This window comes from Sphaerotilus sp., from assembly GCF_034519685.1.
Taxonomy (GTDB): domain Bacteria; phylum Pseudomonadota; class Gammaproteobacteria; order Burkholderiales; family Burkholderiaceae_C; genus Sphaerotilus.
In genome coordinates, this window is the sequence record NZ_JAXHOF010000006.1 from 1,474,338 (window position 1) to 1,493,133 (window position 18,796).

Here is an 18,796-nt window from a genome sequence, read left to right on the forward strand (position 1 = left end):
TTCAGTGACTTGCTGCGCCGCGACTGAATGCCTGCACCGCAGTTCGATCCGGCGGCACCGCTGCAGTTCGTGGTCAACGCCGCCGCAGGCAGCAATGCCGCGGCCTCGAAGCGCGAGATCATCGAATCGGTGCTGCAGGCGCAGGGGCGGCGTGGAGAGCTGGCGTTCTGCACGCCTGCCGATCTGGCGCGGGTGGCGCGCGTGTCGGCACAAAAGGCCTTGTCGACCCGCACCGCCGTGGTCGCCGTCGGCGGCGACGGCACGCTCAATACCGTGGCGCAGGCCGCACACGCGGCAGGCTGCGCCATGGGCGTGGTGCCACAGGGCACGTTCAACTACTTTGCCCGCACACACGGCATCCCTGCAGACCCCGCCCAGGCGGTCCGCCTGCTGCTGCATTCGGTGCCAGCCCCGGTCCAGGTGGCTGGCATCAACGACCGTCTGTTCCTGGTGAACGCCAGCCTCGGGCTCTATCCTGACCTGCTGGAAGACCGAGAGGCCTACAAGGCCCGCTTCGGTCGCAGCCGCTGGGTGGCGTTCGTGGCGGCCTGCACGACGCTGCTGCGGGCACAGCGCCAGTGGCGTCTGCGCATCGAGACGGGTGGCACGGTGCGCGACGTGCACACCTTGACGCTGTTCGTCGGCAACAACCGCCTGCAGTTGCAGCAGCTGGGCGCGGAGCCGGAAGACACCATCGCGGGCACGCCCGGGGACGGCAGCATGGCTGCGCTGGTGCTGCGGCCCATCGGAACGCTGTCGATGATCGGGCTGATGCTGCATGGCGCAATGGGCCGGCTGGGGGAAGCCGCTGGCGTGGAGCGCTTCGAGTTCGACCACCTGGTGGTCAGGCCCACGCTCCCGCAGGGCCGCCGCGGGGTGAAGGTGGCCTTCGACGGCGAGGTGACGACGATGCGTGCGCCGCTCGATTTCCGTGTGCTCGCCAAGCCCCTGTACCTGCTGGGGCCGCAGCGCAGCACGGCCACGGCCGAGGCGGTCTCCCGGGCCGAGGACGCTGGCGCATGAGCATCTTGCTGCAGATTTCCGACACGCACTTCGGCACCGAGCAGGCTCCAGTCGTCGACGCACTGACCCGGATCGTGCGCCAGCAGAGGCCCGACATGCTCGTGCTGTCGGGGGACATCACGCAGCGCGCCCGCCCGGACCAGTTCCGGGCGGCACGCGCGTTCGTGGACAGCCTTGGTGTGCCCATGCTGGCCATTCCCGGCAACCACGACATTCCCCTGTTCGACCTGTGGACCCGCCTGCGCCATCCCTATGGGCGCTACACCGCCGCGTTCGGCACAGATCTCGAGCCCGTGCACCGCTCGCCGGATCTGCTGGTGGTGTGTGTCAACACCACGCGGCCCCGGCGACACCAGCATGGCGAGGTCTCCGCACTGCAGGTCGACCGTGTGGCCCGGCTTCTGGAGCGGGCCGAGTCCGCGCAGCTGCGCGTGGTGGTGGTGCACCAGCCTGTGGCGGTGACCCGCGCCGAAGACATGCCCGACCGGTTGCACGGCCATGCGGTCGCTGTGCAGCGCTGGGCCGAGGCCGGCGCCGACCTGGTCATGGGCGGGCATATCCACCTCCCCTTCGTGCTGCCGCTGCACGGACTGGCGCGTCCGCTGTGGGTCGTGCAGGCCGGCACAGCGGTCTCTTCACGGGTTCGCGATGGGGTGCCCAACTCGGTGAACCTGCTGCGCTGGGGCGAGGATGCCGCGCCCGGGTGCTGCCAGATCGAGCAGTGGGACTACTCGGCCGGCGACCAAGCCTTCTTGCGGGCCAAGGTCAGCGAGGTCCGGCCCGCCAGGACATGAACATGAGTTTCAGAACAGGAGTCGCTCCATGCGCCGCTACCCCCACAACAGCCCCGAAGCCGCCGCACGCATCGTCGCGCTGGTCCTCATCTCCGACGGTCAGGTGTGCCGCTCCGAGTTTGACGTCCTCACGCGACTGGGCGCCGAGCGTGCACTCGGCCTGGAGCCGCAACTGCTGCCGCACATCGTCTACACGCTGTGCGAAGAACTGCTGGCGGGCGGGGATGGCACAGGTTCGTACATGGGGAAGATCGACGACAGCACCCTGGCCGCATTGATGGCCGAGATCTCGGACCCGGTGCTGCAAAGGACGGTGCTGCGTCTGTCCCTGGCCGCCGCGCAGGCCGATGGCCGCCTGGCCGACGGCGAAGTCCTGGTCGTGGACGCCGCACGGCGCCACTGGCATCTCGTCGACGGCGAGGAGCCGAGCGACACGAAAGCGGCCCGCCGCCGCGCGTCCTGACCGACACCGATTTCAACCGGAGCATTCGATGATCTATGCAGCCCTCAAGGCCGTTCATGTGCTGGCCATCCTCGTGTGGATCGGTGGCATGGTGTTTGCCACGCTCTTCCTGCAGCCAGCAGTCGCTCGGCTCGACCCGCTGGTGCGGCTGCGCCTGATGCACGATGTGCTCGGCCGCTTCTTCCAGGCGGTGCTGGTGGCGTCGCTGCTGACGCTGGCCAGCGGGGTCTGGATGCTGGGACGTGTCGCCAAGCAAGTGGTGCAGTCGGGTGGCAGCTTCGAGATGCCGCTGGCCTGGACCGTCATGGCGGTGCTTGGCGTCGCCATGGTGGCGATCTTCATGCACATCCGCTTTACGCTCTACAAGAAGCTCGGCCAGGCCGTGGCGGCGTCCGACGGGGTGGCCGGTGGAGTGGCCCTGGCGCAGATCCGCACCTGGGTTTCGGTCAATCTCGGGCTGGGATTTGTCGTGCTGCTCGTGACGCTGATGCGCTGGACGACCTGAGTCGGGACGGGCCGGACCGGGCCGGTGAACGTGGGTTCTCGTCCTGGCGGAAGCTCAGGGATTCGAACCCTGGAACCCTTGCGGGTTGCCGGTTTTCAAGACCGGTGCAATCGACCACTCTGCCAAGCTTCCTGGACCTGCTGCAGGGCCGCCATTGTGGCAGAACTTCAGTGCGGGGCCTGCGCCTGCGGGCAGTCGACCCAGACCTGTTCACGCCGCCCGCCATCCACGCGCGCGGCCGTGAGGCGGCCGCCCCAGACGCAGCCGGTGTCGAGTGCCAGCAGGTCCGGGCGTTCCATCGGGCCGAGCGTGGACCAGTGGCCGAAGGCGATCGGCGTGCTGGCGGTGGCACGGCCAGGCACGTCGAACCAGGGCATCAGGTGTGACGGAGCGGCATCGGCGCCTTCCTTCAGCTGGAAATCGAGCGTGCCATCGGCCGCGCAGAAGCGGATCCGCGTCAGCACGTTGACCACGAAGCGCCAGCGGTCCGCACCCTGCAGCGTGTCGTCCCAGCGCGCAGGCTCGTTGCCATACATCACCTGCAGGAACGCAGGCAGCTCGGCGCTCTGCAGCAGGGCTTCCACCTCGGCCGCCAGCGCGAGGGTCTGCGCGGCATTCCACTGCGGCGCCACGCCGGCATGCACCATCAGCCAGCCGTGGTCCTGCACGGCCAGACGCTGGTGGCGCAGCCAGTCCAGCCAATGCGCGCGCCGCGGGCTGTCCAGAATCTCGCCAAGCGTGTCGCTGCGGTGCGCGCGCCGCACGCCGTGGGCCACGGCCAGCAGGTGCAGGTCGTGGTTGCCGAGCAGGCAGGTGGCCGCCTCACCGAAGCCGGCCAGCCGCTCCAGTACCTGCAGAGAGCACGGCCCTCGGTTGACGAGATCGCCCAGCAGGTAGAGCCGATCGCGCGAAGGCGAGAAGTCGAGGGTGGCCAGCAGTCGCTCAAAAGCGTCACAGCAGCCTTGCAGATCGCCAATCAGGTAGTCCATGGCGCGGATTCTGCTACGCTCTTCGCGCCTCAACTTCGGGCGCGAAGGATTTTCGTGCCTCCCATGGACCTAGCTCTGCTTTTTGTTCTGATCCTGATCAATGGCGTCTTCGCCATGTCGGAGATGTCCCTCACGGCCAGCCGCAAGGCCCGTCTGCAGGTGATGGCCGAGACCGGCGACGCCGGTGCCCGCACCGCGCTTGACCTGCACGACAGCCCCACCCAGTTCCTCTCGACGGTCCAGATCGGCATCACCTCGATCGGTGTGCTCAACGGGATCGTGGGCGAGGCGGCCTTCGCCGGTCCTGTGGCCGACTGGCTGCAGGCCACCCTGCGGCTCCAGGAGGCGGTGGCCGATGTGATCGGCACCGGCCTGGTGGTGGCGATCATCACCTTCATGACCATCATCTTCGGTGAACTGGTGCCCAAACGGGTTGGCCAGATGTACCCCGAAACGGTGGCCCGGCTGGTGGCGCGTCCGATGCGGGGCCTCTCGGTGGCCGCCAGTCCCTTCGTCAAGCTGCTGGCCGGCTCGACCCAGGCCGTGCTCGGTCTGATGGGGGTGCGCGAAAGCACCAACCGCGGCGTGACCGAAGAGGAGATCGCCGCCAGCCTCGAAGAGGGCCTGGACGCTGGCGTGATCGAGGCGCATGAGCACCAGATGGTGCGCAATGTCTTCCGTCTCGACGACCGCCAGATCGGCTCGATGATGATCCCGCGTGGCGACATCGCCTGGCTGGAGGTGTCGGCCAGCCGCGAGGAGATCCTGTCCGGGCTGACCGAGCACGGCCATTCGCGCTACCCGATCTGCCGCGGGGGGCTGGACGAGGTGCTGGGGGTGGTGACCGCGCACCAGCTGCTGATGCAACTCGCCGCCAGCCGCGAGATTTCGCTGATCGACTCGATGCAGCCGCCCGTGTTCGTGCCGGAAACGCTCTCGGGGATGGAGCTGCTGGAGCATTTCCGCGGCTCGCCGGTGCAGATGGTGTTCGTCGTGGATGAATACGGCGAGGTGCAGGGCGTGATCACGCTGCGCGATGTGCTGGAGGCCATCACCGGCGAGTTCACGCCGCACCTGGCCGAGGACGCCTGGGCTGTGCAGCGCGAGGACGGCTCTTGGCTGGTGGACGGGATGATCCCGGTGCCGGAACTCAAGGACCGCCTGGGCCTGAAGCAGCTGCCCGACGAGGACCGCGGCCGCTACAACACGCTGGCCGGCATGGTGATGCTGCTGCTCGGGCGCCTGCCGCAGACCACGGATTCGGTGGAATGGGCCGGCTGGCGCTTCGAGGTGGTGGACCTCGATGGCAAGCGTGTGGACAAGGTGCTGGCCAGCCGCACCGGTGACGATGAAGGACTGATCGAATGACCGCTTCCTCTGCCACGCTGTACCGGCAGCCGGTACAGCTGACCCGTGATGCGCATGCGGGTTGTCGTGTCGCGCCCGTGTGCGACTGGGGCATTGCCCGGGGCCTGAACGCGGTGCCCCTGACCGCCATCGAGTGCACTGAAGCAGCCCGCGAGTTCCCGATCGCCTTCGTGCCGGCCGGCCAGGACGCGCAGGGCCGGGTGCGGGTGTCGCCGGTGGCCTTGCTGGGGCTGCGCGAAGGCGAGAACCTGTTTGTCGGCCCGTCCGGCGAATGGCTGGCCACCTACCTGCCCGCCTTCCTGCGCCGCTTTCCCTTTGCCTACACGGACAACGGGGCCGGGGCGCTGGATCTCGTGGTCGATGCCGCCTGGCCGGGCTTCGGCGGTGACGCGGGCGAGGTGGTGCTGGACGCGGCGGGCGAACCGACGCCAGTGCTGCAGGCTGTGCGCCAGCTGCTCGACAACTTCGAGCGCGAGACGGTGCGCACCCGTGTGTTCTGCGACCGGCTGGTGGCGCTGGACCTGCTGCGCGGCGGCGAGATCCAGGGCACCTTGCCGGATGGCCAGCCGCTCAACGCGGGTGGCTTCTACATGGTCGACGAAGCCCGGCTGGCCACGCTACCGGACGAGGCGGTGATCGAGCTGCACCGCCTGGGCCTGCTGGGACTTCTCCACGCCCACCGGGTGTCGATGGGCCACGTGCAGACGCTGGCGCGCCGCCTGGGCGTTCAGTGAACGGCTGAACCCGCGCGGCGGCGACTCCAAGCGAGCAGGGCCACCACGGCCGCCAGCCCCGCCAGCCAGCCGCCGTTCATCGCACCGCCGCCGCCGTCCGAGGCCACGGCGTCGTTGGCATCCGGCCCGCAGACCGCGGCCGGCGCCGGGCCGGTGCGCAACACGGCTGCACTGCGGCTGGTGGCGCCGCTGCTGTCGGTGACGGTCAGCTCCACCGTCGCCAGCCCGCTGCCGAGCGCACCCAGCAAGGCCACGCTGCCCGTGGTGCTGCCGCTGAAGCCGGCCAGGGCGGCACCGTCCGTGATGCGCCACTGGTAGCCGGTGAGGGTGCGGCCCGTGCCGGGTCGGGAGCCGCTGGCATCCAGTGTGGTGTTGCCGTTCAGCGCAATGCGCGTGCTGCCGTCCCCCAGCCGGGCCACCAGCGAGGTGCCGACCGCCGCGCGCACGGCGGCGCCCGCATCCAGCATGCCGGCGCCGCAGGTGCTGGTGGTGCAGTGGCATTCGATCTGCGAGACGCGGGTGTCGGTGCTGCAGGCTGGTGCGGTGGCGCCTGCGGGGCGTGCCGGAAAGGCCCGCGCGGTGGACTGCAGCAGTTCGAGTGCGCGGCTGGGGGTGAGCGTCGGTTGTGCCGACAGCATCAATGCGACCGTGCCCGACACCAGCGGTGCGGAGAAACTGGTGCCTAGACCCGCCGTGCCACTGCCCGTGGTGTAACTCGGACAGGCCGGTCCGGTCGTGCCGGTGTTGGTCGTGCTGAGCACCGGATAGAGACACTCGCCCGTTTCGTTGACGCAGTTGCCGGCGGGGGCGGCGATCGACACTTCGGCCCCCAGGCTGGAGAATCCGCTCTTGTCGCCCGCGTGGCGCAGTCCGCCCACCGCGATCACACCGGCGCAGTTGCCCGGCAGGTTGACCTCGCCGTTGTCATTGCCTGCCGACGCGACGATGACGACGCCGGCCTGCCGCAGTTCGTTGATGGCGTCCAGATAGAGCCGGGCGATGCCCGGGCGGGTGGGGTCGGTTCCCGGGACACAGGAGCCCACCTCGCCCAGACTCAGGTTGATGACCCGCGCGGGTGTCGGGTTGTCGGGCACGCCGGACACCCGCAGCCCGCCCGCCCAGCGCATGCCGGCGACGATGTCGGCGTCGTACCCGCCACATTTGCCCAGCACGCGCACCGGCAGCACGCGCACATGGCGGCCGATGCCCGCCATGCCGCTGGCATTGTTGGTGGCCGCGCCGACGAGGCCGGCCACCTGGGTGCCATGCCAGGCGCTGTCCTGGACGCCGCAACCGGCGAAGGTCGGGGAGCTGGCGTCTTCGGACGCGGTGATCCAGTCACCCGGGTCGGTCGGGTTGGCGTCGCGGCCGTCCCCATCGTTGGAGGTGACCGCTTCGCTGACGAAGTCGTAGCCGGCGAGCAGCTTGCCGTCCAGATCCGGGTGGTTGAAGCGCACGCCGCTGTCGAGCACGGCGACGACGACGTCGGCGCGGCCGGTCGTGAGCGCCCAGGCCGATTCGGCGTTCACGGACGAGACCAGCACGGCGTTCGGGGCCTGCAGGTACCACTGACCCGCGGCGGGGCTGACACTGGCACCGCCCGTGAACAGCGGGTCACTGACCGCAGCCGCATGGGCACGGCGTCGGCGGTCCTCGACCACGTACTCGACCTGCGGATCCGCCGCCAGCGCCCGCATCAGGCTGGCGCTGCTCAGGCCAGTGGCGCGGATCACCTGGGTGTCGGCGGACACGGCAGGGCCGTCACTGAGCCGCAGCCCGGTGCGCTGGCCGAGGGCCTGGGCGCGGCGGGGTGCGATGTCGGCGCTGGCCGTGGCGGCCGCGGCGGCGGACAGCGCATTCACCGACCGTGTCGAGCGGAACTTGACGATCACGCGTGCCTCGCCCGCTGGTGTGCCGCGCAGGTCGGGGCGTGCGGGCGGACTGGCTTCCGTGCCGGCAGCGCCCGGCGAGCCGACCGTGCCAGCCAGTGCCAGCGCAGTGAGCAGCGCACGCAGGCGGGAGATCGGCGAGACAGTCGGGTTCGGTCTTGGCATGGGCAGGCGCTCGTGGACGTGGACGTGGCGTGGATGAGTGTAGGCCTCCCTTTTGTCGGCTGTGTTGCCCCCATCTGAATCCTCCGGTGCCCGGTTTCAGGGGGGACCGCTCCGATCCCCTGCTCACCGGGAGTGCGTAGTGCGCAAGGACGGCCCGGGGATGTCGATTGGTCCCCCGAACACGGGGTCGGTAACGTTGGTTACACGTGGACACCCCGCTACCATGAGGCTCGATTCGTGAGCCATCCTTTGGTATGGCGCATGAATCTGGCGTTTTCTGGCGGGTGCTGCACCGCGTCGACTAGGGGAATACAAACCATGGAACGCACGGAACGTTTCTGCAAGATCGAGATGCTCATCCGCAGCCGCGGCTGTGTGAGCTTCGCCGATCTGATGACTGAGCTGGCTGTCTCGCGCGCCACGCTCAAGCGCGATCTGGACCACCTGCGCACGCGCATGGACGCGGCCATCGTCTATGACCGCGACCGCAACGGCTACCGCTTCGAGGCCGTGGGGCGCAATGGCCGGCGCAACCTCGCCACCGAGGCGCCGGGTGTGTGGTTCAACGAGCGCGAGATCCACGCGCTGCTGAGCATGCACCAGCTGCTGGATGGGCTGGGCGTCAACGGCAGCATGGGCCGCCATCTGCAGCCGCTGCTCGACAAGCTCAACGGCATGCTCGGCACCAGCGAGACCGAGGCCCGCGAACTCACCCGCCGTGTGCGCGTGGTGCCGCCGGTGCACCGGCCGGTGCGCGGTCGGCATTTCGAGCGGCTGGCCAGCGCCGTGCTGGAGCGCCGCCGGCTGCGGCTCACGGTCGATGGCGACGACGGCGGACGCGAGCGGGACCGGGTCGTCTCGCCGATGCGGCTGGTGCATGAAGAGGGCGTCTGGTTCCTCGACAGCTGGGACCATGACCACGAGGGGCTGTGCCGCATCCCGCTGCCCAGCGTGCGCAGCGTGGAGCGGCTGGACCTGCGCGCCAAGGAAGTCTCGATGCGCGCCATCGAGGCCGAACTCGACAGCGTCCTGCACCGCAGCTGAGCCGGCCGGCTCAGGGAGGGTGGGCGATACTGCCGCCCATGCCCGAGATTGAAAGAAGCCACCCGGCGCCCGGCGCCTCCCACCGCAGCCCGATCACGCCTGGCTTGCTGGTGCTGCACGGCAACCGGCTGGAGCTGCTGCAGGAGGCGGTCTTCGCCTGGCTGGAGCGCCATCCGCTCGATCCGCTGGAGCAGGACGTGCTGCTGGTGCAGAGCAACGGCATCGCCGAGTGGATGAAGATGTCGCTGGCCCGGCGCAGCGGCGTGTGCGCGGCGACCCGCGTGGAGCTGCCGGCGCGTTTTCTCTGGCGCCTGTACCGGGCGATGCTCGGCCGCGATGGGGCGCCGGCCCGCTCGCCGCTCGACAAGGCGCCGATGACCTGGCGGCTGATGCAGGCGCTGCCGGAGTGGATCGGCGACGCGGGCTTCGAGCCGCTGGCGCAGTTCCTGGCGGCTTCGCCGGCCGCCGATGGCACGCACGACCTCGGCCGCCGGCTGCAGCTCGCCGAGCGGCTGTCCGACCTCTACGACCAGTACCAGCTCTACCGCGCCGACTGGCTCGACGCCTGGGCCCGTGGCCGCGAGGTGCTCATCCGCGCCAACGGGGTGGCCGAGCCGCTGCCCGACGACCAGCGCTGGCAGGCCCGGCTCTGGTGCCGCCTGGTCGACCGGCTGGACCCGGCCGGGCGCCGCGCGGTGCGCAGCGACGTGCACCGGCGGTTTGTCGCGGCGGTGGAGGCGGGCGACGCACCGCGCCAGCCGCTGCCGCGCCGCGTCGTGCTGTTCGGCCACAGCCACCTGCCGTGGCAGACGCTGCAGGCGCTGGCCGCGCTGTCGCAGCGGGCGCAGGTGCTGCTGGCGGTGCCCAATCCCTGCCAGTTCCACTGGGCCGACATCATCGACGGCCGCGAGCTGCTGCGCGCACCGCGCCAGCGCCACGGCCACCGCCGTGGGGTCGACCTGGGCGCCCTCCCGCTCGACCAGGCGCATGGCCAGGCCCATCCGCTGCTGGCGGCCTGGGGCCGGCAGGGCCGCGATTTCCTGCGCCTGCTTGATGCGTTCGACGACGCCGAGACCGCACGCCAGCAGTTCCAGATCCCGCGCATCGACCTCTTCGATGAGGGCGACGGCGACACGCTGCTGGCCCAGGTGCAGAGCGCGGTCCGCGACGGCCTGCCCCTGGACGAACTCGTCGAGCGGGTGCGGGGCGGCCCGCCGCGGCCCGAAGGCGACCGCGACCGCTCGATCGTCTTCCACATGGCCCACAGCGCGATGCGCGAGGTCGAGGTGCTGCACGACCAGCTCCTGCACCTGCTGGCGCACCCCGGTGCCACGCCGCTGGCGCCCCGGGACATCGTCGTCATGCTGCCGGACATCGAGCCGTATGCGCCGATCATCCACGCCGTCTTCGGCCAGCACGGCCAGCACGATCCCCGCCACATCCCCTACGAGATCGCCGACCTGCGCCAGCGCGGGCGCCAGCCGCTGCTGATGGCGGTGGAGTGGCTGCTGCGTGTGACCGCGCAGCGCTGCACGGCCAGCGAGCTGCGCGACCTGCTGGAAGTGCCGGCGCTGGCCCGGCGCTTCGGCTTGCAGGACCAGGACCGCGCGACGGCCGCCCGCTGGCTGGCCGGCGCCGGCGTGCGCTGGGGGCTGGACGCCACCCAGCGCCAGGGCCTCGGGCTGGGCGCCTGCGGCGAGCAGAACACGGGGCTGTTCGGCCTGCGGCGCATGTTGCTGGGTTATGCCTGCGGGCGCTCGGACAGCGGCGGCGCGGCGCCGCCCTGGCACGCGATCGAGCCCTACGACGAGATCGGTGGCCTGGAGTCGGAGATCGCCGGCGCGCTGGCCGGGCTGATCGACGCGCTGCGGCGCTGGTGGGCCGTGGCCTGCACGCCGGCCTCGCCGGCGCAGTGGTTCCAGCACGCCCAGGCGCTGCTGCAGACCTTTCTGGACCCGGCCGACGAGGACGACCGCCTCATGCTCGCCTCGCTGCACGAGGCGCTGGGCCGCTGGCTCGACGACTGCGAGGAGGCCGGATTCGACGCGCCGGTGACGCTGCCCGTGCTGCGCGAGGGCTGGCTCGCGGGGGTCGATGAGCCGAGCCTGAACAGCCGATTCCTCGGCGGCGGGGTGGTGTTCTGCACGCTGATGCCGATGCGGGCGATCCCGTTCGAGGTGGTCTGCCTGCTGGGCATGAACGACGGCGACTACCCGCGCCGCGCGCCGCGCAGCGACTTCGACCTGATGGCGCAGCCCGGCCAGCACCGCCCCGGCGACCGCGCCCGCCGCGACGACGACCGGATGCTGATGCTGGAGGCGCTGCTGGCGGCGCGGCGGGTGCTGTCGATCAGCTGGGCCGGCCGCAGCGTGCGCGACAACACGCCGCAGCCGCCGTCGGTGCTGGTCTCGCAGCTGCGCGACCACCTCGCAGCGGGCTGGGGCGAGGCGGTGGTGGCACGGCTGACGACCGAGCACCCGCTGCAGCCGTTCAGCCGGCGCTACTTCGAGCAGGCCGAACGTGCCGAACAGGCGAAGGGCGCGGAGGGCGCCGAGGGGCGATCCGCGCTGTTCACCTACGCCCGCGAGTGGCGCCAGGCGCATGTCGAGGCGCCGACCGAGACGGCGGCGTTGCCGCCCGCCGCCCCGCGCCAGCTCGGGGAGGCCGAGCGCAAGGCCATGCTGCCACTGACGCTGCGCCGGCTGGAGAACTTCCTGCTCAATCCCGTGAAGGACCACTTCCGCGAGCGCCTGGGCGTCGTCTTCCAGCCGCTGGAGCTGGCGGTGGCGGACGACGAGCCGTTCGACCTGAACGCGCTGGACGAGACCCTGCTGCTGCGCGAGCTGCTGGAGTCGCCCGGCGCCGAGACACTGACCGCGCTGGCCGACTGCCGCGCCGATCTGCTGGCGCGCACCGAGCGGCTGGTGCGCCGGGGTGACCTGCCGGTGGGCGGGCTGGGCCAGCGCTGGCGCACGCAGTTCGTGCAGCAGAGTGCGCCGATGGCGCTGCAGTGGAATGCCTGGCGCCGCGAATGTGCCGCGCCCGCCCAGCCCCGGCAGGTCCGCGCCGAGCTTGAAGGCCTCACGCTCGACGACTGGCTGGACGACCTGCGCCAAGCGCCCGGCCACGACCGCCCGGTCTGGCTGACGCTGGACGCGCGGCGGCTGTGCCGGCTCGACCAGAAGACCGGCGCGCTGCAGCCGCTGGCGTACAAGCTGGTGCGGCCGTGGCTGCGGATGCTGGTGGCGGGCGCCTGCGGGGTGGCGCTAGAGGGGCGCATCGTGGCGCGGGATGCCGTGCTGGTGCTCACGCCGCCGCGCCGGCCGGTGGCGCAGGGGGTGCTGGACGACCTGCTCGATGTCTGGCAGCAGGGCATGCTGCAGCCGCTGCCGGTGGCCTGTCGCACGGCGCTGGCCTGGCTGCAGCACCCCGACCAGCCCGACAAGGCGGAAGACGCCGCCCGCAGCTGCTACGAAGGCGGCCACCAGCGCAGCGGCGAGGGGCAGGACGCCGCCCTGGCACGGAGCTTTCCGGACTGGGACCGGCTGCGCGAGGGGACGGGCTTCGACACCTGGGCCGAGCGGCTGTACGAGCCGCTGCGCGCCTGGGTGGCCGATCCCGACTGCGTCGCCGTGCAGCCGCTGCCCGATGCCGAGCCCGGTGCCGAGCAGGACGACGAGGAACCCCACGATGACTGACGCCGCCCGCCCGATGTCCCTGCTGGACCCGTTCACCCTGCCGCTGTCCGGCAGCCGCCTGATCGAGGCCAGCGCCGGCACGGGCAAGACCTGGACCATCGCGGCGCTGTACCTGCGCCTCGTGCTCGGCCATGGCGACCACGGCGGGCGCCAGGCGCAGCCGCTCGGGCCGTCGCAGATCCTGGTGATGACCTTCACCCGCGCGGCCACCCGCGAGCTGTCGGACCGCATCCGCGCCCGCCTGATCGAGGCGGCGCAGTGTTTCCGTGGCACGGCCGCACCCGCCTTGCACGACACCTTCCTGCACGACCTGATCGCCGCCCACGGCGACGACCCGGCGGCCCCGGCGCGCTCGCAGGCCGCCTACCGGCTGGCGCTGGCGGCCGAGGCGATGGACGAGGCGGCGGTCCACACCATCGACGCCTGGTGCCAGCGCATGCTGCGCGAACACGCCTTCGACAGCGGCAACCTGTTCAATGAGGAGCTGGTCGCCGACGAGGCCGAGCTGCTGGCGCAGGCGATGCACGATGTCTGGCGCCGCGAGGTCTACCCGCTGGACAGTGCGCCGCTGGAGGCGCTGCTGGCGGTGTGGCCGTCGGTGGCGGTGATGCAGCAGCAGGTGCAGGCCCTGCTGCACCAGACCGAGCTGCTCGGCCCCGACCCGCAGCCCCAGGCCCGGCTGCGCGACTGGCTGCCGGCGCTGGTCGACGAACGCCGGGCGACGCTGGCACGCCTCAAGACGGGCTGGGCGGACAAGGCGCGCCGACTCGCCGGCTGGATCCACGCCGTGCAGCAGGGCGGGGCGAATCCCTTCAACGGCAATCTGCTGCGCGCCAGCTCGCTGGAGGCCTGGATCGGGCAGATCGTCGCCTGGGCCGACGATCCGGCGGCCACGCTGCTGCAGCTCTCCCCCGAGACCGGCCGCACCCGCCTGACGCCGGACGGCATCACCAAGGCGTGCAAGAAGGGCGCCCGGCTGCCGCCGCTGCCGCCCGAGTTCGCCGAGTTCGAGGCCCTGCAGCAGGCACTCGACACGCTGGAGCCGCTCGCCCCGCGCCTGCTGCTCCATGTCACCTACCGCGTCGCCCACCGGCTCGACCAGCTCAAGCGCCGCAGCGCCCGCTTCGGCTTCGCGGACCTGCAGGCGCGGCTCGACCATGCGCTCTCGCCCGAGGCGGGCGAGGCCGGCGAGCGGCTGCGCCAGCGCATCCTGGCGCAGTACCCGGTGGCGCTGATCGACGAGTTCCAGGACACCTCGCCGCTGCAGTACCGCCTCTTCGACCGCCTCTACCGGGTGGCCGCGCACGACCCGCACACCGCGCTGCTGCTGATCGGCGATCCCAAGCAGTCGATCTACGGCTTCCGGGGCGCCGACATCTACAGCTACCTGCAGGTGCGCCAGGCCACCGAGGGCCGCCACCATGTGCTGGGCACCAACTACCGCTCGACCCGGGCGCTGGTCGAGGCGGTCAACACCATCTTCTCGCAGGCCGAGCGGCGCTGGTCGGGCGGCGCCTTTGCCTTTGACCGGGGCGGGCCGCTGGCGCTGCCCTTCGAGCCGGTGGCGGCCCAGGGCCGCAGCGAGGTGTTCGTGCGCGGCGAGCGGGCGCTGCCCGCGCTGACGGTGCGGCTGCTCGACACCGTGCTGCCCCAGACGTCGCTCACCGATGCGCTGGCCCAGCACGCGGCCGAGCAGCTCGTCGACTGGCTGAACGATGCGACCGTGGGCTTCCGGGACGCGGCGGGCGGCTGGCAGCGGCTGGCGCCGGGGCATGTGGCGGTGCTGGTGCGCAGCCGGCGCGAGGCGGACGCCATGCGGCGGGCGCTGCTGCGGCGCGGCGTGGCGTCGGTGTACCTGTCGGACCAGGACTCGGTGTTCCAGTCGGACGAGGCCCGTGACCTGCTGCGCTGGCTGCAGGCGGTGGCCGAGCCGCTGAACGCGCCACTCGCCCGGGCCGCCTACGCCACGGCCATGGTCGTGCTGCCGATGCACGCCCTGGCGCAGCTGGTGACCGATGAGCTGGCCTGGGACGCGCGGCTGGCGCAGCTGCAGCGCCTGCGCGGGGTCTGGCAGCGCCAGGGGGTGCTGACGCTGGTGCGCCAGACGCTGCACGCCCTGGACCTGCCGGCGCGCTGGCTCGGCGACACCGAGGACGCCGACGGCGGCGAGCGCCGGCTCACCAACCTGCTGCACCTGGGCGAGCTGCTGCAGGCCGCCGCCGCCCAGCTCGACGGCGAGCAGGCCCAGATCCGCTGGCTGGCCGAGCAGATCCTCGGCGTGGGCGGGACGGGCGAGGAGCGGGTGGTGCGGCTCGAAAGCGACGCCGAGCTGGTGCAGGTGGTGACGGTGCACAAGTCCAAGGGGCTGGAGTACCCGGTGGTGTTGCTGCCCTTTGCCGCCTCCTGCCGCGAGGTGGACCGGCGCGGCCGCCGCTTCATCACCTGGGTCGACCAGGACGGCACCCGCGCCCTCGACTTCACGCTCGGCGACGACGCCATGGCCTCGGCCGAGCGCGAGCGGCTGCGCGAGGATCTGCGCCTGCTGTATGTCGCACTGACGCGGGCGCGCCATGCGCTGTGGCTGGGGGTGGGCCTGCTCAAGGCGGGGCGCTCAGGCGGCAACAAGCTGGACCGCAGCGCGCTGGGCTATCTGCTCGGCGGCGGACAGGGTGCGCTGTCGGCGGCGCTGGCGCTGCAGCGGCTGCAGGACTGGGCCAGCGCGGCGGCCGACGACGGCGAGACGGCCGTACCTGCCGGCAGCGTCTCGGTGGAGACCCTGCCCGCACGCGCCGGCTACACCCGCCTGCAGCGCGCCGAGGCGCCGGTGGCGCTGGCCGACGCCCCGCACTACACCGCCCAGTTCGACCGGCGCTGGAGCGTGGGCAGCTTCTCCGGCCTGGTGCGCGATCTGCGGGATGCCGGGGATCTCGCGAATTCGCCGGCCCCGAACACCCCGGACAGTGTCCGCGTCGAGGAGGAGGACCGCCGCTTCGTGCCCGCCTCGTCCTGGGCCACGGACCCGGCGCGGGACGAGCAGCTCCGCGAGGAATGGCTGGCCGGGCAGGGCGCCAGCAGCGACCCGACCAGCGACCCGACCGCCGAGGCCGCGTCCCGGTCGTCATTGCCCCAGCCGCAGGCGCAGGCCGATGCCGCCTGGCACCGCTTCCCCAAGGGCGCGCTGGCTGGCAACTTCCTGCACGAGCTGCTGCAGTGGCTGGCCGAGGAAGGCTTCGACCGCTGGGAGACGCCGCTGGTGCAGACCTTCGTGCGCCGCCGCTGCGAACGCCACGGCCATGGCGACCGGGCCGACGAGGTGCTGGCCTGGATGGCGGCGGTGCTGCACACGCCGCTGCCGGCGCTGGGCGGCGTGCCGCTGGCGCAGACCGGGGCGGTGCTGCCGGAGATGGAGTTCTGGATGCCGAGTGTCGCGCTGCACAGCCCCGCGCTTGACCGCGTCTGCCGCACCCACCTGCTGCCCGGCCAGCCCCGGCCGGCGCTGGTGCCCCGCACGCTGCAGGGCCTGCTGATGGGCTTTGCCGATCTCGTGTTCGAGCAGGGCGGGCGCTGGTGGGTGCTGGACTACAAGTCCAACCACCTCGGCGACGGCGATGCCGACTACCACGCCGCTGCGCTGGACGCGGCCATGCTCATCCACCGCTATGACCTGCAGGCAGCGCTCTACCTGCTCGCCCTGCACCGGCTGCTGCGCCAGCGCCTGGGCGAGCACTACGACCCGGGGCAGCACCTGGGCGGTGCGGTCTACCTGTTCCTGCGCGGGGTGCGCGGGCCGCAGGCGGGGTGTGTCGTGGTGCCGGCGCCGCTGGCGCTGCTGGAGGCGCTGGACCGCTGCCTGGACGAGGCGCCCGCTGCCCTAACCGACCCGGCCCGCTCCGCCGGTGGTCTGGATGATTCGATGGTGAACGCCTGATGCCGCCGCTCCTCCCGCCCGACCCGATCCCGGACGATCCGGCGCCCCTCGGCCCGCTGACCCCGACCGCGCTGCTGGCCGAACTCGACCGCTGGTGCGACGCGGGCTGGCTGCGCCGGCTGGATGTGGCGCTGGCGCGCTGGCTGAAGGACGAGCTGGACGCCGAGCCGACACCGGCGGCGCCGGAGCTGCTGCTCTGCGCGGCCTTGCTGGCGCAGCGCGAAAGCCGTGGCCATACCTGCATCACGCTGGAGGCGCTGCTGCACCAGCGCCGCGCCGAGGCCATCGCCCGTCCGGACGACGACGCCTGGCTGGACGGCCCGGCCGCCGCCCGCGCCGCGCTGGCGGGCGCTCTGGCGCGGCTGTCGCCCGACCTGGCCGACTGGCACCACCACCTGCGCAGCAGCGCGGCCGTGGACGACGGCACGGCCGCAGGGCAGGGGGCGTCGCCGTTCGTGCTGGACGCCGCCCCGGACGGCACCCGCCTCTACCTGCGCCGCCACTGGCGCGACGAGCAGTCCGTGGCCCGGGCCGTGCTGGCCCGCACCCATGCGGCTGCAGCGCTCGGGCACGCCAGCGCGGACACGGCCGGGGCGACCGGACACCCGCCGGAGCCGCTGCCCGCGCCGGCCACGGTGCGCCACTGGCTGGACCGGCTCTTTGGTCCGACCGAGCCGGGGGCAGCGCCGGGCGATCCGGGGGCTCCCGCCGCCCCCGACTGGCAGCGCATCGCCTGCGCCATGGCCCTGCGGGGCCGCATCGCCCTCATCACCGGCGGCCCCGGCACCGGCAAGACCTACACCGTCGCCCGCCTGCTGGCGCTGCTGTTCGCGCTGCACCCAGCGCCCGACACGCTGCGCATCGCGCTGGCCGCGCCCACCGGCAAGGCGGCGGCGCGGCTCAAGCAGTCGATTGACCAGGCGCTCGGCCAGCTCGGCGCGGCTCTGCCCGGCGTGCTGGACTGGGCGCTGCTGGCCAACCGGCTGAAGGAGGCGCTGACGCTGCACCGCCTGCTCGGCGCGCGGCCCGACACCCGCGCGCTGCGCCACGATGCCCGCCACCCGCTTGACGTCGACCTGCTGGTGGTGGACGAGGCGTCGATGGTCCACCTGGAGATGATGGCCGCGCTGCTGGCGGCGCTGCCGGAGCGGGCGCGGCTGGTGCTGCTGGGCGACAAGGACCAGCTCGCGTCGGTGGAAGCGGGCGCCGTGCTCGGCGATCTGTGCGGACCGGCCGAGCATGGGCACTACGACGCCGACAGCGTCGCCTGGATCGCCGCCTGCACCGGCAGTACCCTGCCGCCCGCGCTGCAGCACCAGGCGCACCAGCCACTGCCGGCGCTGGCGCAGCAGACGGTGATGCTGCGCGAAAGCCGGCGTTTCCAGGGCGCCATCGGCGCGCTGGCCCAGGCGGTGAACGCGGGCGACGTGCGGGCGGCCGAGGCGGTGTTCCGGCACCGCGAGCCGGCCGTGCAGCGGCTGGTGCTGACCGAGGCGCAGGCCTTGCCCGCCGTGCTGGAGCTGGCCCTGCGGGGGCGCCCGGGGGCGCCGGTCGGCTATGGGCTCTACCTGTCCGAACTCGCCCAGAAGCCCCCGGCGGGCGACGTGGCGGCCCACGAGGCCTGGGTCGTGCGGGTGCTGCGGGCGTTCGAGCGGGTGCGGTTGCTGTGTGCGCTGCGCGAGGGCGACTGGGGCGTGACGGGCCTGAATGCCCGCATCGAGGCCCACCTGCGCGGGCGCGGTGTGGTCGCGCGCCACGGCGAGTGGTACGCCGGCCGGCCGGTGATGATCACGCGCAACGACGCCGCGCTCGGGGTCTACAACGGCGACGTGGGCGTGGCCTTGCCGGGGGTGGACGGCGGCGCGAGCCTGCGGGTCTGGCGGCTGGAAGGGGAGAGCCAGCCGCCGCGCTCGGTGATGGCCAGCCGGCTGGCGGCCACCGAGACGGCGTTTGCGATGACGGTGCACAAGTCGCAGGGCTCGGAGTTCGAGCATGTCGCGCTGGTGCTGCCGCCGCACCTGAACCCGGTGCTCACGCGCGAGCTGGTCTACACCGGCATCACGCGCGCAAAAGCCGCGTTCACGCTGGTGGCGCCGGACCCCGCGGTGTGGGCCCAGGCGCTGCAGCGGCGAACGCGGCGGGCCAGCGGCCTGCCCGGACTGTTGACGTCCGGGCTGCGCTGACGTCGGCGGCGCG

General features: G+C 72.3%; 12 protein-coding genes and 1 tRNA gene. 10 read left to right on the plus strand and 3 right to left on the minus strand.

Annotated features, from left to right (window positions below; translation table 11 throughout):
• Positions 1-27 precede the first annotated feature (27 nt).
• The 4 genes from U5O44_RS17830 to U5O44_RS17845 are packed head-to-tail and all read left to right on the plus strand — an operon-like array spanning position 28 to position 2,785.
• Positions 28-1,023: a diacylglycerol/lipid kinase family protein gene (locus U5O44_RS17830; RefSeq protein ID WP_322589743.1), complete on the plus strand. Its 996-nt coding sequence runs from the start codon at positions 28-30 to the stop codon at positions 1,021-1,023.
• Positions 1,020-1,817, plus strand: coding sequence for a metallophosphoesterase family protein (locus tag U5O44_RS17835; protein WP_322589744.1), 798 nt, complete (start codon positions 1,020-1,022; stop codon positions 1,815-1,817). Before U5O44_RS17830 ends, U5O44_RS17835 begins: the two co-directional genes overlap by 4 nt.
• 28 nt (positions 1,818-1,845) lie before the next feature.
• Complete coding sequence (locus U5O44_RS17840; protein ID WP_322589745.1) at positions 1,846-2,280, plus strand: tellurite resistance TerB family protein; 435 nt, start codon at positions 1,846-1,848, stop codon at positions 2,278-2,280.
• 28 nt (positions 2,281-2,308) lie between these two features.
• Positions 2,309-2,785: a CopD family protein gene (locus tag U5O44_RS17845; RefSeq protein WP_322589746.1), complete on the plus strand. Its 477-nt coding sequence runs from the start codon at positions 2,309-2,311 to the stop codon at positions 2,783-2,785.
• Positions 2,786-2,829: 44 nt separating this feature from the next.
• Here U5O44_RS17845 and U5O44_RS17850 read toward each other — a convergent pair.
• Together U5O44_RS17850 and U5O44_RS17855 are read right to left on the minus strand one after the other, a co-directional pair.
• A tRNA-Ser gene (locus U5O44_RS17850) sits at positions 2,830-2,917 on the minus strand.
• A 35-nt stretch (positions 2,918-2,952) separates the two neighbouring features.
• Positions 2,953-3,774, minus strand: a complete 822-nt coding sequence (locus U5O44_RS17855; protein WP_322589747.1) for a symmetrical bis(5'-nucleosyl)-tetraphosphatase — start codon at positions 3,772-3,774, stop codon at positions 2,953-2,955.
• Between the two features lie 63 nt (positions 3,775-3,837).
• On the opposite strand from U5O44_RS17855, the gene U5O44_RS17860 reads away from it, so the two are divergent.
• Positions 3,838-5,142, plus strand: coding sequence for a hemolysin family protein (locus tag U5O44_RS17860; protein ID WP_322589748.1), 1,305 nt, complete (start codon positions 3,838-3,840; stop codon positions 5,140-5,142).
• The gene (locus tag U5O44_RS17865) at positions 5,139-5,876 is read left to right on the plus strand and encodes a SapC family protein (protein WP_322589749.1); all 738 of its coding nucleotides are present in this window, start codon (positions 5,139-5,141) and stop codon (positions 5,874-5,876) included. The genes U5O44_RS17860 and U5O44_RS17865 overlap by 4 nt, the downstream gene beginning before the upstream one ends.
• On the opposite strand, the gene U5O44_RS17870 is transcribed toward U5O44_RS17865, so the two are convergent.
• Positions 5,870-7,930 (minus strand): S8 family peptidase, encoded by a 2,061-nt coding sequence (locus tag U5O44_RS17870; protein WP_322589750.1) that lies wholly within the window; start codon positions 7,928-7,930, stop codon positions 5,870-5,872. The genes U5O44_RS17865 and U5O44_RS17870 overlap by 7 nt on opposite strands.
• A 318-nt stretch (positions 7,931-8,248) precedes the next feature.
• Between U5O44_RS17870 and U5O44_RS17875 the strand changes: the two genes are divergently transcribed.
• The 4 genes from U5O44_RS17875 to recD are packed head-to-tail and all read left to right on the plus strand — an operon-like array spanning position 8,249 to position 18,783.
• Positions 8,249-8,974 (plus strand): helix-turn-helix transcriptional regulator, encoded by a 726-nt coding sequence (locus tag U5O44_RS17875; RefSeq protein ID WP_322589751.1) that lies wholly within the window; start codon positions 8,249-8,251, stop codon positions 8,972-8,974.
• A 38-nt stretch (positions 8,975-9,012) separates the two neighbouring features.
• Entirely contained in the window at positions 9,013-12,672 is a 3,660-nt protein-coding gene (gene recC / locus U5O44_RS17880; RefSeq protein ID WP_322589752.1) for an exodeoxyribonuclease V subunit gamma, read from the plus strand.
• Positions 12,665-16,600 carry an exodeoxyribonuclease V subunit beta gene (gene recB / locus U5O44_RS17885; protein ID WP_322589753.1) on the plus strand — a complete coding sequence of 1,312 codons (3,936 nt, stop codon included), beginning with the start codon at positions 12,665-12,667 and terminating at the stop codon, positions 16,598-16,600. The genes recC and recB overlap by 8 nt, the downstream gene beginning before the upstream one ends.
• The gene (recD, locus tag U5O44_RS17890) at positions 16,600-18,783 is read left to right on the plus strand and encodes an exodeoxyribonuclease V subunit alpha (protein ID WP_322589754.1); all 2,184 of its coding nucleotides are present in this window, start codon (positions 16,600-16,602) and stop codon (positions 18,781-18,783) included. Before recB ends, recD begins: the two co-directional genes overlap by 1 nt.
• Positions 18,784-18,796: the final 13 nt, after the last annotated feature.

Coding starts and splice junctions, on each gene's coding strand:
- U5O44_RS17835 (WP_322589744.1), top strand. CDS start 1,020: ATGAGCATCTTGCTGCAGATTTCCGACACGCACTTCGGCACCGAGCAG.
- recB (WP_322589753.1), top strand. CDS start 12,665: ATGACTGACGCCGCCCGCCCGATGTCCCTGCTGGACCCGTTCACCCTG.
- U5O44_RS17855 (WP_322589747.1), bottom strand. CDS start 3,774: ATGGACTACCTGATTGGCGATCTGCAAGGCTGCTGTGACGCTTTTGAG.
- recC (WP_322589752.1), top strand. CDS start 9,013: ATGCCCGAGATTGAAAGAAGCCACCCGGCGCCCGGCGCCTCCCACCGC.
- recD (WP_322589754.1), top strand. CDS start 16,600: ATGCCGCCGCTCCTCCCGCCCGACCCGATCCCGGACGATCCGGCGCCC.
- U5O44_RS17845 (WP_322589746.1), top strand. CDS start 2,309: ATGATCTATGCAGCCCTCAAGGCCGTTCATGTGCTGGCCATCCTCGTG.
- U5O44_RS17865 (WP_322589749.1), top strand. CDS start 5,139: ATGACCGCTTCCTCTGCCACGCTGTACCGGCAGCCGGTACAGCTGACC.
- U5O44_RS17840 (WP_322589745.1), top strand. CDS start 1,846: ATGCGCCGCTACCCCCACAACAGCCCCGAAGCCGCCGCACGCATCGTC.
- U5O44_RS17860 (WP_322589748.1), top strand. CDS start 3,838: ATGGACCTAGCTCTGCTTTTTGTTCTGATCCTGATCAATGGCGTCTTC.
- U5O44_RS17830 (WP_322589743.1), top strand. CDS start 28: ATGCCTGCACCGCAGTTCGATCCGGCGGCACCGCTGCAGTTCGTGGTC.
- U5O44_RS17875 (WP_322589751.1), top strand. CDS start 8,249: ATGGAACGCACGGAACGTTTCTGCAAGATCGAGATGCTCATCCGCAGC.
- U5O44_RS17870 (WP_322589750.1), bottom strand. CDS start 7,930: ATGCCAAGACCGAACCCGACTGTCTCGCCGATCTCCCGCCTGCGTGCG.